Source organism: Streptomyces sp. NPDC002754, from assembly GCF_053592315.1.
On sequence record NZ_JBSFVM010000037.1, the window covers coordinates 49,211 to 62,563 of the forward strand.

General features: G+C 71.3%; 11 protein-coding genes. 9 read left to right on the plus strand and 2 right to left on the minus strand.

Annotated features, from left to right (window positions below):
- Window positions 1-21: 21 nt before the first annotated feature.
- Window positions 22-1,227 (plus strand): winged helix DNA-binding domain-containing protein, encoded by a 1,206-nt coding sequence (locus ACWD2L_RS36875; RefSeq protein ID WP_351343740.1) that lies wholly within the window; start codon window positions 22-24, stop codon window positions 1,225-1,227.
- Between the two features lie 79 nt (window positions 1,228-1,306).
- On the opposite strand, the gene ACWD2L_RS36880 is transcribed toward ACWD2L_RS36875, so the two are convergent.
- Window positions 1,307-1,588: a hypothetical protein gene (locus ACWD2L_RS36880; RefSeq protein WP_451193277.1), complete on the minus strand. Its 282-nt coding sequence runs from the start codon at window positions 1,586-1,588 to the stop codon at window positions 1,307-1,309.
- 137 nt (window positions 1,589-1,725) lie between these two features.
- On the opposite strand from ACWD2L_RS36880, the gene ACWD2L_RS36885 reads away from it, so the two are divergent.
- From ACWD2L_RS36885 to ACWD2L_RS36895, 3 genes are all read left to right on the plus strand, one after another.
- Window positions 1,726-2,088, plus strand: coding sequence for an arsenate reductase family protein (locus ACWD2L_RS36885; protein ID WP_351343737.1), 363 nt, complete (start codon window positions 1,726-1,728; stop codon window positions 2,086-2,088).
- Window positions 2,089-2,216: 128 nt separating this feature from the next.
- Window positions 2,217-3,257, plus strand: a complete 1,041-nt coding sequence (glnII, locus tag ACWD2L_RS36890) for a glutamine synthetase (protein ID WP_351343734.1) — start codon at window positions 2,217-2,219, stop codon at window positions 3,255-3,257.
- A 74-nt stretch (window positions 3,258-3,331) separates the two neighbouring features.
- The gene (locus ACWD2L_RS36895) at window positions 3,332-4,825 is read left to right on the plus strand and encodes a DUF1996 domain-containing protein (protein WP_351343731.1); all 1,494 of its coding nucleotides are present in this window, start codon (window positions 3,332-3,334) and stop codon (window positions 4,823-4,825) included.
- 61 nt (window positions 4,826-4,886) lie between these two features.
- On the opposite strand, the gene ACWD2L_RS36900 is transcribed toward ACWD2L_RS36895, so the two are convergent.
- Window positions 4,887-5,321, minus strand: a complete 435-nt coding sequence (locus tag ACWD2L_RS36900; RefSeq protein ID WP_351343728.1) for a hypothetical protein — start codon at window positions 5,319-5,321, stop codon at window positions 4,887-4,889.
- Between the two features lie 72 nt (window positions 5,322-5,393).
- Here ACWD2L_RS36900 and ACWD2L_RS36905 point away from each other — a divergent pair, with 72 nt between their 5' ends.
- The 5 genes from ACWD2L_RS36905 to ACWD2L_RS36925 all read left to right on the plus strand — a co-directional run bounded on the left by ACWD2L_RS36905 (window position 5,394) and on the right by ACWD2L_RS36925 (window position 13,262).
- On the plus strand, window positions 5,394-8,522 hold the full coding sequence (locus tag ACWD2L_RS36905) for an alpha-N-acetylglucosaminidase (RefSeq protein ID WP_351343725.1): 3,129 nt from the start codon (window positions 5,394-5,396) through the stop codon (window positions 8,520-8,522).
- A 55-nt stretch (window positions 8,523-8,577) separates the two neighbouring features.
- Entirely contained in the window at window positions 8,578-9,099 is a 522-nt protein-coding gene (locus ACWD2L_RS36910; RefSeq protein WP_351343722.1) for a tetratricopeptide repeat protein, read from the plus strand.
- 68 nt (window positions 9,100-9,167) lie between these two features.
- Complete coding sequence (locus tag ACWD2L_RS36915; RefSeq protein ID WP_351343719.1) at window positions 9,168-11,087, plus strand: hypothetical protein; 1,920 nt, start codon at window positions 9,168-9,170, stop codon at window positions 11,085-11,087.
- A gap of 217 nt (window positions 11,088-11,304) precedes the next feature.
- A complete protein-coding gene (locus ACWD2L_RS36920; protein ID WP_351343716.1) occupies window positions 11,305-12,186 on the plus strand; it encodes a metal-dependent hydrolase in 882 nt (293 codons plus the stop codon).
- Window positions 12,183-13,262, plus strand: a complete 1,080-nt coding sequence (locus ACWD2L_RS36925) for a PDR/VanB family oxidoreductase (RefSeq protein ID WP_351343713.1) — start codon at window positions 12,183-12,185, stop codon at window positions 13,260-13,262. The genes ACWD2L_RS36920 and ACWD2L_RS36925 overlap by 4 nt, the downstream gene beginning before the upstream one ends.
- Window positions 13,263-13,353: the final 91 nt, after the last annotated feature.

The window sequence follows — 13,353 nt, forward strand, 5'->3', positions numbered from 1 at the left end:
GCCGCGGGCAGGATGTGCCGTATGAACTCGAAGAGCACAGGGACCGTGCGGCACATCGGTGACGACGAGCGGCGCGTGCGGCTCGCCCGAGCGCACCGCCTCGCCCCCTCGGCGCGCGCGGACAGCGTCGAGGACGTCGCGCGCTCGCTCGTGGCGCTGCACGGGACGGATCCGGCGACCGTGTATCTGTCGGTGGGCGCGCGGCTCGCGGATGCCTCCGGCACCGTCGCGGACGTCGAGCGGGCGCTGTACGAGGACCGCAGCCTGGTGCGGATGCACGGGATGCGGCACACGGTGTTCACGTTCCCGGCCGGCCTCGCCCCCGTCGTGCACGCGTCGACCGGGCTCGCGGTGGCGGCGAAGGCGCGGGCCGCGCTGCTGAAGGACATGGTGGGCGGGAGCGACGGGCGGCTCACTCCGGAGTGGCTGGCGGAGGTGGAGGCGTCGGCGCTGGCCGCGCTCGAGCGGCGCGGGGAGGCGACGGTGACCGAACTGGTGGCGGACGAGCCGCGGTTGCGGGAGCGGTTCACGTACGGGCGGGGCAGGAGCTATGAGGCCGAGCACACCGTGTCGGCGCGGCTCATGCGGGTGCTCGGGGTGGAGGGGCGGGTCGTACGGGGCCGGCCGCTCGGCTCGTGGACCTCGACGCAGTTCCGGTGGGCGGCCACGCCGCCGCATCCGGAGCTGCCGGTCGCCGAGGCGCAGGCGGAGCTGCTCGGGCTGTGGCTGGGGGCGTGCGGGCCCGCCACGGAGGGGGACCTCAAGTGGTGGACGGGGTGGAAGGTCACGGACGTACGCAAGGCGCTCGCCGCGGTGGGGGCGGTGGCCGTGTCGCTGGACGGCGGTGGCACGGGGTACGTGTTGGCGGACCAAGTAGACGCCTCCGTAGGCGACTTGGAGCCGTGGGCGGCGCTTCTGCCGGGGCTCGATCCGACGGCGATGGGCTGGCAGGAGCGGGACTGGTACTGCCCGCCGGAGCTACGGGCCGCGCTCTTCGACGGGAGCGGGAACGTCGGGCCGACGGTGTGGTGGGGCGGGCGTGTGGTGGGTGGGTGGGGGCAGCGGGTGGGGGGTGAGGTGGTGTGGCGGTTGTTGGACACGTCTGGTGGGGGGCGGGTGGGGCGGGCCGTGGCGGATGAGGCGGAGCGCCTCGCGGCGTGGCTGGGTGATACCCGGGTCACGCCGCGGTTTCGTACGCCGTTGGAGAAGGAGTTGGCGTCGTCCTGACCTCGGGCCGCGGCGGGGCGGGGGTCGCGGGGCTCTGCCCCGGACCCCGCGCCTCAATCGCCGGCGGGGCTTAAATGGCTCACCGGCTGTAGCGCATCAGCGCCCGCACCATGTGGCACGTCGTGTCGGACGGCGGATGGATTCCGACCATGTCGGCCGTGGCGCGGATCTTGTGGTTGTGGGCCTGGGTGGGGGCGTAGACGCCGGAGTCGAGCAGGGCTATCGCCAGGCGCATGGCCTTCAGGCGGCGGTTGTGGGTGATGTACCAGTCGCGCGGACGCCCCGCGGGGAGCGGCCTCTTCGCGAGTGGTGTGTACGGCAGATCGATCAGCATCGGAGCGGCGGCAGCGGGCACAAGCATCCTCCTGTCGCGAACGTCCGAGAGCCCCCGTAGCCCTCGAACACTGCTTCTATTCTACTGCCGGGCACTGACAAAAGCCGCTGGCCAGAGCCGACTTGAGGCCTGCCGCACGACTTCACTCGCGTACCGTTGACCCCATGGAGATCTGGATCAATCCGGCCTGCTCGAAGTGCCGCAGCGCGCTCACCCTGCTCGACGCGGAGGGCGCCGACTACACGGTGCGGCGCTACCTGGATGACGTGCCCGCTCCCGACGAGATCCGCGCCGTGCTCGGCCGGCTCGGCCTCGAACCGTGGGACATCACGCGTACCCAGGAGGCCGACGCGAAGGAGCTCGGGCTGAAGGACTGGGCGCGCGACGCGGACAGCCGTGAGCAGTGGATCGAGGCGCTCGCCGCGCACCCGAAGCTGATCCAGCGCCCGATCATCACGGCCGAGGACGGCACGGCGATGGTGGGCCGCAGCGAGGAGGCCGTGCGGGAGGCGCTCGGTCGGAGTTGACTCTCACGGGGCGCTTCCCATCCCGTGCAGCTCAGGTAACACGGGGTTCACAAACGAGCAACGGTCGAGAAATCCCCTGGTGACACGCTTCCGGTAGTTCCAGACCCGCGTGAATGAGGATGTGGCCCGTGACCTTCAAGGCTGAGTACATATGGATCGACGGCACCCAGCCGACGGCCAAGCTGCGTTCGAAGACGAAGGTCATGGCGGGCTCCGCCTCGTCGTCGAGTGGTCTCGACACGCTCCCGCTCTGGGGCTTCGACGGGTCCTCCACCAACCAGGCCGAGGGGCACGCCTCCGACCTCGTACTGAAGCCGGTCGCCCAGTACCCGGACCCGATCCGCGGCGGCGACGACATCCTCGTCATGTGCGAGGTCCTGAACATCGACATGACGCCGCACTACTCCAACACGCGTGCCGCGCTCGCCGAGACCGAGGCGCGGTTCGGCTCCCAGGAGCCGATCTTCGGCATCGAGCAGGAGTACACCTTCTTCGAGGGCGACCGCCCGCTCGGCTTCCCGGTCGGCGGCTTCCCCGCCGCGCAGGGCGGCTACTACTGCGGCGTCGGCACCGACGAGATCCACGGCCGTGACGTCGTCGAGGCCCACCTCGAGAACTGCCTGACGGCGGGCCTCGCGATCTCCGGCATCAACGCCGAGGTCATGCCCGGCCAGTGGGAGTTCCAGGTCGGCCCCGTCAGCCCACTGGAGGTCTCCGACCAGCTGTGGATCGCCCGCTGGCTGCTCTACCGCACCGCCGAGGACTTCAAGGTCTCCGCGACCCTCGACCCCAAGCCGGTCAAGGGCGACTGGAACGGCGCGGGCGCGCACACCAACTTCTCCACGAAGGCGATGCGCGAGGGTTACGACGCGATCATCACCGCGTGCGAGTCGCTCGGTGAGGGCTCCAAGCCGCTCGACCACGTGAAGAACTACGGCGCCGGCATCGACGACCGCCTCACCGGTCTGCACGAGACCGCCCCGTGGGACGAGTACAAGTACGGCGTCTCCGACCGCGGCGCCTCGGTCCGCATCCCCTGGCAGGTCGAGCGGGACCGCAAGGGTTACATCGAGGACCGCCGTCCGAACGCCAACGTCGACCCGTACGTCGTGACGCGGCTGCTCGTCGACACCTGCTGCGCCGCCCTGGAGAAGGCCGGCCAGGTCTGACGGCGCCGGAAAACCGGGCGTGAAATACCGGGGGCCGATTGAACAGGGTCGGCCCCCGTTGCGTACGTAGTCCCATGGGACGCACCTCACGGAAACGGCGCTCATCGCTGGCGACGCGCATGACCATCGCGTCGGCCGCACTGCTCCTGGGCGGAGGTGGGCTGGTCGCGGTCAACGTGTACGCGTCGGCCCACGAGGACTCCGCCGACGGGCAGGACGCGGGCAGCGGGACGCGACAGACACAGCAGACGCAACAAGTGGCCACCATCGACTGTCCGGACGTCGGCGCGCAGTTGTCCGACGTGCCGGGCGGCGCCCGCGACGAGGTCGACGGTGAACTCGCCACCCTGGACACTCAGATCACGCGAGCCTACAAGCGGCTCGCCTCGACGCGGGACGCGGCCGCGCGGGACCCGCGGTTCGTACAGAACAGCATCATGGATCCGCTGAAGAAGAACCGGAGCGCTGTTCTTGAGCGCATCCGCCTGGAGATGGAGCGCCGCGGCGGCCGGGCCCCCGACGGCATGAACGGCATGGCCGACTGCACCGCCCAGCCGAAGGAGGGCGAGCAGCAGCCCCCGGCCGACGGCGGGAACCAGGACGGCGGTTCGGACCAGGGCGGCGGCGATCAGCAGCAGGGCAACGGCGGACAGGCCGGCAACGGGCCCGTCGCCGACGACTTCGCCGACATCACCAAGGTCCAGCCCAACGTCCAGAAGCCGGAGAACGGCGAGAACGCCTCCACCGGCACCTTCACCACCCGCTGCGGCCAGAACGAGAACAAGAAGTTCAACACCGACAACCTCATCGTGGCGCCCGGCGTCACCAACGGCGCGCACCACCTGCACGACTACGTCGGCAACCAGGACAACGACGCCTTCTCCAGCAACGACGACCTGGCGAACGCCGACACCAGCTGCCAGAACCAGGGCGACAAGTCGACGTACTACTGGCCGGTCGTCCGCGTGCAGGACGGCTCGGCGGACTTCGACGCCGACAAGGACGGCGGCGGCAAGGAAGGCAACGTCGGCAAGATCTTGCAGGCCCAGAAGGCGAGCATCAAGTTCGTCGGGAGCCCGCAGAGCGACGTCGTCGCGATGCCGAAGTTCCTGCGCATCATCACCGGCGACGCCAAGGCGTTCACCAACGGCACGGCGAACGCGAACGCGCACTGGAGCTGCACCGGTTTCGAGGACCGGCAGTTGACGGACAAGTACCCGCTGTGCCCCGACGGTTCGAAGGTGGTGCGCAGCTTCGCGTTCCAGAGCTGCTGGGACGGGCAGAACATCGACAGCGCCAACCATCGCACACACGTGGCATTCGCTGACCAGGCCGGCAACTGCCCGCAGAACTTCAAGGCCATCCCGCAGCTGAAGATGCGCCTGGTGTACGACGTGCAGACGCCGACGATCGAGAACGGGCAGGTGAAGAACCCGTTCGCGGTGGACGGCTTCCCCGAGCAGCTGCACAAGCCGATCACGGATCATGACGACTTCATCAACGTCTTCGACGACCAGACCATGCGGAAGGTCGTGGACTGCATCAACAAGGGCGATCGCTGCACCTGAGCGATCGCCCCTTCCCGGCCGCTGCGCGGCCGGCTCAGCGGCGAACCTCGTGCCCGGAGAGCTACCCCGCCTCGTGACCCCCACCACCGCTACTCCCCGTGTGGTGCGAGGCGGGCCTCTCCAGGGTCCCGCCGAGCCGGCCGCGCAGCTTCGTGAGCTCTGCGGCGCCGCCGACCGCGATCCACTTGGGTCCGACGAGGTAGACGCCGCCGTAGTCGTTGGCCTCGTCGAACCACTGGGCCTGGCCCGTGTCGGTGGTGAAGGTGGCGAGGATGTAACGGCCTTTCCCCGCACCGCAGTTTGCCTGTCGGATGTCGGCCGCGTCGGTCTGGATGTCGGGGCGGCAGCCTGCCTCCTTCGCGAGGTGTTCCAGGCTCCCGGAGGCCGTACGGGGGATCTTCGGCGTGTCGTCCTTCGGGGCGCCGTCGGAGCCGCCCGAGCCGCACCCGGTCGCCGCCGCGAGCAGTACGGCCACCGTCACCAGCATTTTCCGCATTGCGCTCTCCTGTCCCGTACGTTCCGTTGCTACCGTGCGCCGCACCAACCGCGACGCAAGGGGGGTACACGTATGTCCGCACCATCGCGACGCACTGTTCTCGGCACGACGGCCGCCATCGGCCTCGGCACGGCCCTGGGGACCGGCGCCCCGACCGCCCAGGCGGCTCCGCGGTCGATCACCGCGAGAGAAGTGCCTGTTCTTGATACGGCTGAGGCGCGCGCGGCACTCAACCGTCAACTGCCGCACCACGCGGACCAGTTCCGTCTCAGACTGCTGACCGCGAGCGGCACGGAGGACCGTTTCCGGGTGACCGGGACGCAGGGCCGCATCACGGTGTACGCGACGACCCCGGCGACGCTGCTCGCCGGGGTCCACTGTTTTCTGAAGTACGAGTGCGGGGCACACATCGCCTGGAACGGCTCCCAGCTGGACCTCCCGGAGCACCTCCCGGCCCCCTCGAAGACCCTGGAGCGCAGCACCCCGCTCCCCCACCGCTTCGCGCTCAACGACACCAACGACGGCTATACGGCACCCTTCGCCGACTGGTCGTACTGGGAGCGCGAGATCGACATCCTCGCGCTGCACGGCTGCAACGAGGTACTGGTCATCGCCGGCATGGAGGCCGTCTACCACCGCCTCCTCAAGGACTTCGGCTACAGCGACGAGGAGGCGCGGTCCTGGCTGCCCGCCCCCTCCCACCAGCCGTGGTGGCTGTTGCAGAACCTCTCCTCGTACGGGGGTCCGCTCTCGCCCGAACTCATCGAGCGGCGGGCCGAGTTGGGGCGAAGAATCGTCGACCGGCTGCGCGCGCTCGGGATGAAGCCGGTGATGCCCGGCTACTACGGGCACGTACCGAAGGAGTTCGTCGCACGCAACGGCCAGGACGCGCACGTCGTCCCGCAGGGCACGTGGCACGGCTTCGAGCGCCCGGACTGGCTCGACCCGCGCACCACCACCTTCGCGCAGGTCGCGGAGGCGTTCTACGGGCACCAGAAGGATCTGTTCGGTGAGATCGGCGCCTTCAAGATGGACCTGCTGCACGAGGGCGGCACAGCCGGTGACGTGCCGGTCCCGGACGCGGCGCGCGGCGTCGAGAAGGCACTCCAGAAGAACCGGCCGGGGTCGACGTGGGTGATCCTCGGCTGGGAGGCGAACCCGCTGCCCGAGCTGATCGACGCGATCGACAAGAAGAAGATGCTGATCGTGGACGGGGTCTCGGACCGGTTCACGTCCGTCACCGACCGTGAGAAGGACTGGGGCGGCACCCCGTACGCGTTCGGCACGATCCCCAACTTCGGTGGGCGTACGACGATCGGGACCCGCGCGCACATCTGGGAGCAGAAGTTCTTCGCGTGGCGCGACAAGCCCGACAGCGCGCTGGCCGGTACGGCGTACATGCCGGAGGGCACCGACCGGGACCCGGCGGCGTTCGAGCTGTGGTCCGAACTCGCCTGGATGGACGGGAAGTTGGATCGGGCCTCCTGGTTCGCCTCGTACGCCGACTTCCGCTACGGGCGCCGCGACAAGGACGCCCGCGCCGCCTGGCAGGCGCTGCACGACACGGCGTACCAGCACAAGGCGGTCGAGCGCTCGGACCCGCACGACTCGCTCTTCGCGGCCCGCCCCGACCTGGCGGCCGACCGTGCCTCCTACTACGGGCCGCGCGCCCTCGCCTACGACCCGGGCCGCTTCGACGCGGCGCTCGCCGGACTCCTGGGCGTGGACGGGAAGTTGAGACGCAGCGCGGCCTATAGGTACGACCTGGTGGACGTGGCGCGGCAGGCGCTCGCGCACCGCAGCCGCCAGCTCCTGCCGCAGCTGAAGGCGGCCTACGCCGACAAGGACCGGGCCGCCTTCACGGCGCTTTCGACGCTGTGGCTGAAGCTGATGCGGCTCTCCGACGACGTGACGGGCACCAACGGGGCGTTCCTGCTCGGTCCTTGGATCCGGGACGCCCGGAACCTCGCCACGAACGACGCCGAGCGCGCCGAGTTCGAGCGCTGCGCGAAGGTACTGATCACGGTGTGGGGCAACCGGGCCACGTCCGACCCGGGCAACCTCCACGAGTACGCCAACCGCGACTGGCACGGCCTGATCGCCGACTTCTACCTGCCGCGCTGGCAGAAGTGGCTCGACGAGCTGTCCGACGCGCTGGCCGCGGGCCGCGAGCCCGCGAAGGTCGACTGGTTCGCGTTCGAGGAACCCTGGACGCGCGAGCGCAAGGACTACCCGCTGCGGGCGTACGGCGATCCGCACCGGACGGCCTCGAAGGTGCGCGACGTCCTCGCGCGCGCCCCCTACCAGGGCTCGGTGAAGGTCACGGCCGAGCCGTCCGCCTTCCCGCCGGGCGGGCACGCGCGCGTGGCGGCCACGTTCCGCAATGTCAACGGGCTGCGCGCGACGGGCCGCGTCGACTTCGAACTCAAGGGCATCACCGCCGAGCCCGACGGCCCCACGTCACTGCCGAGCGTGGCACCGGCCGGGGAGGGCACGGTGGCCTGGCAGGCGAGCGCACCCGGCACCCCGCTCGACAAGCCGCTGCGCCCGCTCCCGTACACGATCGACGTCCAGTACGGTCCGGCCGGAGAGAAGCGGATCACCTACGTCCACAAGGGCACGCTGTTCGAGGCCGGGCCGCTCGCCGAGGGCTGGCGGACGTACAGCAACAACGCGGCGGTATTCGGCCAGCTCGACGAGAGGTTCGCGATCGACGGCGGCGGCGCCGACCTGTGGAAGGGCACCGCGGAGTTCGGCGCGCTGTACCGCGCGAACCCCTTCCGGGACGGTTCGGTGGCGGTGGTGCGGGTGGACGCGCAGGCGGTGACGGGCCCGTGGGCGCGCGCCGGGATCATGGTGAGCAACTCCATCGGCGGCTCGGGGTCCCTGGGCTTCGCGAACCTGTCGGTCACGCCCACCAACGGCGTCGTCCTCTCCTACGACTCCACCGGGGACGGCACCCTCGACACGTACAAGCGGATCACCGGGATCAAGGCGCCGGTGCTGCTGCGGCTGTCCCGGGCGGGCGACACGTACACCGGGGAGTGCTCGACGGACGACGGCGCCACGTGGCGGACCGTCGCGACGGTGCCGTCGCCGAGGCTCGCCTCGGCGCAGGGCGTGGGCATGTTCATGAGCGCGACGAACGGCGGGAACGGGACGCGCGGCACGGTGGAGTTCAGCGGCTGGAAGCTGAGCTGATCCTCTCCCCCGCGACTCCGGTGACACCGGGGCACTCCTGTGTGAGAGTGCCCCGGTGACCATCGAGAACAGTGACAGCGGCAGCAGCGACTGGGAAGAGCGGATCGCGGCCGTGTGGGCGACGATCGACACCTACGGCGAGGCAGGCGCGGGCGAGTTCCGCGCGCTCGTCGACGGGCTCGCCGCCGAGCTGCCCGCCGACAGCCCCGTCGCCGCGTTCGAGCGGGCCTCGGCCTTCGACTCGACCGGCCACTCCGACAAGGCGGTCCCGCTGTACCAGGAGGCGCTGCGGCTCGGCCTCAGCGGCTACCGGGCCCGGCGTACGAAGATTCAACTGGCCAGTTCACTGCGGAACATGGGGCGCCCGGAGGAGGGCGTCGCGCTGCTCGAACCGGAATTGACCGCTCCAAGGGACGAGTTGGACGACGCGGTGCGGGCGTGTCTCGCGCTGTGTCTGTCGAGCCTCGGCCGCGATCGGGAGGGCCTCGCCCTGGTGCTCGGCGCGCTGGCGCCCCATCTGCCCCGGTACCAGCGGTCGATGGCGAACTACGCGAAGGCGTTGGTCGTGTCCGAATAGGCCCGTGCGGGGAGTGGCAGCTGTGACCATCCCACGATTCGCTCGTTCAGCTGAACGTGCAGTCAAAGGTGCAGCAGCAATCCACGCCCCCGTCCACAGCGCCGGCCGCCGTCATCGACGTCGAGCAGGCCGAGGCCGCCCTGGTCGAGCACTACCCACGGCTGGTACGGCTCGCCTACCTCGTGCTGCCGCCGGGGCTCGGCCGCAACCGCCGCGTGCTGAGCGCCCACTCGGTCGTCCAGCGGGCGCTCCCCCGCGGCCGCACCGCGGACGCGCCCGCGCCGATCCCGGCGCAGCGCGACTCCGCCGGACGCACCGGCGACCCCGGCTTCGCCTACGTACGCCTGAAGGTGCTGCGCGGTGCCCTGGAGGCGGGGCTTCCGCTGCGGCGTCTCGCCTGGCCGAAGCGGGCGCAGTTGCCGCCGCTGCTGCCGCAGGTGTGGGGGCTGAGGCTGTTCCCGAAGTCGGGCGGAGCCGATGAACTCGCCCTGGATCAGCAGCTTTCCGCGCTGAGCGGGCCCGCCCGCGCCGCGTACGTGCTGCGCGGCCTGGAGCGCCTCGACGACGCCGCCGTCCGCGCGGTCCTCACCGAGGCGGGCTGCACGCAGGAGGACGCGGCCGCGGCCCTCGCCGAGGCGCGCGGCATGGCGTCCGACGCCGGGTCCTGCACGGAGCTGCTGGAGTCCCCCGAGTTCGACCCCTGCTCCCTGCACGCCCGGCCCACCGATCTGATGCGCCGCCGCCAGCACCTGAAGGCGGCGATCGCCGCGGTCGCGGCAACCCTCGTGTGCGGGGCGCTGCTCGGCCTGCCGGGCGAGGGCTGGACGCCGGACGGTGCGGCGGCCCCGCCGTACGCGAAGAACCCGGCGGGCCAGGCGGCCCTGAATCCGGCCAAGCTGCGCAAGGTCGCGCCGGACACGTGGAAGACGTCGGCACGCACCGACTACTCGGTGTGGCCCGCGCGCGGCTCGCTCACCGGCGACAAGGAACTGCTCCGCAGGGCGCTCGCCGTGTGGGCGCGGCCCGGCGGCTCCGTAAAGGTCTCGGCGACACCGGGCACCCCGGCGGGCGCGCCGCCCGGACCGCCGCAGCTGCTGTACGCGGGCGAGCTCGACCAGGCCCGCGTCGTGCTGCTCTACGACGGGTTGCGCATCGTGCGCTACGCCGAGCCGAAGAGCGGCACGAGCGGTGCCGCGCTCGACTTCGCGCGGGTCGACGGGGCGTCGGACGCGCGGTCGGGCGCCGTGGTGATGGACCGGGCCGACGGCAACGTCCGCTATCTGACCGCGCCCTGGGTGGCCAGGGCCGGTACCCGCGACCTCCTGAAGCCGTCGGCGGGGACGCGGGCCCTGTCGCGTACGAAGGACGGGGTGACGGCGCCGTTCCCGAGCCCGGCACTCGCGACGTCCTGCACGTCGTGGAACGCGCTGGCGCTGACCGACTCGACGGGCACCCAGCTCACCACCGACCTCGGCGAACTCGTGCCCGCGCACCTCACGTCCGGCAACCCCGCCGCGCCCCACGAGGCGCGGCCCACGGACTGGGCGACGACCGCGTGCTCCCTCTCGGCGGCGCGCTCGCACGGGGTGCGCTCCGTCAACTCCTGGGCGTACGCGCGTCAGGCGCTGCCGGAGGCGAACGGGACGGCCGAGTGGTGGTGCACGCGGGCCGACACGTGGCGGGGTGGCGGGCCGCGCACGCTCGCGATGTTCCGGGCGCCGGGGGCGGATGCGGCGGTCGTCGCGGCGAAGTCGCAGTCGTCGCCGGCGTGTGGCGCGCGTGAGCCGCGGGTGCTTGCGGGTGTGCGGTGGAAGTCGCGGGAGGGGGCGTGGTACCTGGTTGCCGCGGGCAGCAAGGGGGTGAATCGGGTGAGCGCGTCTGGCCGGGTGGCCTCGGGGCGGATGTTGGCGGTGCGGGTTGCGCGGGGCGCGGAGGTGTCGCTCGGCGGTCGGACGGCCGGGGGCGCCAAGGTTCAGCCCCTGAGGTGAGCCCGGTCGCGGGGCTCTGCCCCGGCCCCCGCGCCTCAATCGCCGGCGGGGCTTGATTTGCGCACCCGCCGGCGAGGCTGGAAAGGCCTGCTCAATCGCCGCAGGGGCTTGAATGGCTCGACCCGCGCGGGGGCTTGATGGGCTCAACCGTCGGCGGGCAGGAAGTGATCGTGCACGAGGGGTGTACGTCGCACCTACCCGTCAGTACATTGACGGGATGTCTAATACGCGCGTCCCGTTGAAGGCACGGCAGGTTTCGTTTGCCTGGGATCGGACACCGCTGCACTGGCTGCCGGACGACCCGTTCAGCTCGCACACCATCAACGTCCTGCACCTCCTGCTGCCGGCCGGCGAACGCTGGTTCGTGCACGTCTACAAGCAGGTGCTGCCGCACATCACGGACGAGCGGCTGCGCGAGGACGTCATCGGGTTCATCGGCCAGGAGGCCATGCACTCGCAGGCGCACGACGAAGTGCTGCCGCATCTGCGGGAGCAGGGCCTGGACCCGACGCCGTACACGGCCCAAGTGGACTGGTTCTTCGAGAAGTTGCTGGGAGACCGGACGCTGCCGCCGGGCAAGGCGCGGCAGTGGTGGCTGATGGAGCGGGTGGCGCTGATCGCGGCGATCGAGCACTACACGGCGTTCCTCGGCAACTGGGTGCTGAACGCCGAGGAGCTGGATCGGCGCGGCGCCGACCCGACGATGCTGGACCTGCTGCGCTGGCACGGCGCCGAAGAGGTGGAACACCGGGCCGTGGCCTTCGAGTTGTTCGAGCACTTGGACGGGAGTTACCGGCGCCGGGTGCGCACCTGGGCGACCGCCTTCACCGCGCTCGTCTTCCTGTGGCAGCGCGGTGCGCGGTTCTTCATGGAGAACGACCCGACGCTGCTCGACGGCAAGGCCGCGTGGAAGGACTTCTACCGGAGCGGGAAGGCGGGCGTCCTGCCGTCGGTCGGTTCCATGGCGCGGTCCATCCCCCGCTATCTGAGCCGGAGTTACCACCCCGACCAGGAGGGCGACACCGAGCAGGCCGTCGCCTACCTCGCCTCCTCGCCCGCCGCGACCGCGGCCGAGGCCAGGACCGGAGCCGCCCGATGAACGCCCGTACGCTGCGCAGGGCCGTGGTCGTCGCCGGCGCCGCGTACGTCGTGCGGCGTGCCGTGCGGCGGCGTGTGCAGGGCTCGCCCCTGTGGCCGCTGCCCGCGCTGGAGGAGCCGACGTCGGGGCGGCCGCGGGCCCGCGCGCTGAACGTGCTCGTCACTCGGCACGAGCAGGTCGCCGAGGGTGTCGTGCAACTGCGCCTGGAGGGGGGCTGTTTGCCCGCCTGGCGGCCGGGCGCGCACCTCGACCTCGTGCTGCCCTCCGGGGTCGTACGGCAGTACTCGCTGTGCGGCGACCCCGAGGACACGTCGTCGTACACCGTCGCCACGCGGCTCATCCCGGCGGACGAGGGCGGGCGCGGCGGTTCGCGCGAGGTGCACGAGCAGCTGCGGGAGGACATGGAGGTCGAGGTGCGCGGGCCGCGCAACCGCTTCCCGCTCGACGCGCGGGCGCCCGCGTACCTGTTCGTCGCGGGTGGCATCGGCATCACGCCGATCCTGCCGATGCTGCGGGAGGTCGCGGCGCGGGGCGCCGACTGGAAGCTGCTGTACGGGGGCAGGTCGCGGGCCTCGATGCCGTTCGTGGAGGACGTGGAGAAGCTGGGCGGCGGGGTCCCGGGCCGGGTCACCGTCGTGGCGGAGGACGTGGACGGGCGGCCCGGACTCGCCGCCGCGCTCGCGGACACGGTGCCCGGCACGGCCGTGTACTGCTGCGGGCCCGAGGGGCTCATGGCGGCCGTGGAGGCGGCGCTGCCCGAGCACCGCACGCTGCACAGCGAACGCTTCACGCCACGCAATTCGGCCGAGGGCAACGGCCCGTTCGAGGTCGAGCTGCGGCGCAGCGGCAGGATCGTGGACGTACCCGCGGAGACGACGGTGCTCGCGGCGGTCCGTTCCGAGGTGCCCGCGATCCCGTACTCCTGCGAGCAGGGTTTCTGCGGAACGTGCCAACAGCGCGTCCTGGAAGGGGAGATCGAGCACCGTGACGAGTTGCTCACGGATGCGGAGCGCGCCGACTCGATGCTGATCTGCGTTTCGCGGGCCCGTGGCGAGCGTCTGGTTCTCGACCTCTAGGGCGTGTTTCGAAAGTAGCGTCGTCCGCCCGGAGGGCGGGCCTCGCGGGGTCTGGTGCGTGCGATCGCAAGGCGCCGGAAGGGTCTCGTAG

What these genes read in the sequence shown, in the direction of transcription:
- ACWD2L_RS36920 (WP_351343716.1), top strand. Translation starts at nt 11,305, where the DNA reads ATGTCTAATACGCGCGTCCCGTTGAAGGCACGGCAGGTTTCGTTTGCC.
- ACWD2L_RS36925 (WP_351343713.1), top strand. Translation starts at nt 12,183, where the DNA reads ATGAACGCCCGTACGCTGCGCAGGGCCGTGGTCGTCGCCGGCGCCGCG.
- ACWD2L_RS36900 (WP_351343728.1), bottom strand. Translation starts at nt 5,321, where the DNA reads ATGCGGAAAATGCTGGTGACGGTGGCCGTACTGCTCGCGGCGGCGACC.
- ACWD2L_RS36880 (WP_451193277.1), bottom strand. Translation starts at nt 1,588, where the DNA reads ATGCTTGTGCCCGCTGCCGCCGCTCCGATGCTGATCGATCTGCCGTAC.
- ACWD2L_RS36905 (WP_351343725.1), top strand. Translation starts at nt 5,394, where the DNA reads ATGTCCGCACCATCGCGACGCACTGTTCTCGGCACGACGGCCGCCATC.
- ACWD2L_RS36875 (WP_351343740.1), top strand. Translation starts at nt 22, where the DNA reads ATGAACTCGAAGAGCACAGGGACCGTGCGGCACATCGGTGACGACGAG.
- ACWD2L_RS36895 (WP_351343731.1), top strand. Translation starts at nt 3,332, where the DNA reads ATGGGACGCACCTCACGGAAACGGCGCTCATCGCTGGCGACGCGCATG.
- ACWD2L_RS36885 (WP_351343737.1), top strand. Translation starts at nt 1,726, where the DNA reads ATGGAGATCTGGATCAATCCGGCCTGCTCGAAGTGCCGCAGCGCGCTC.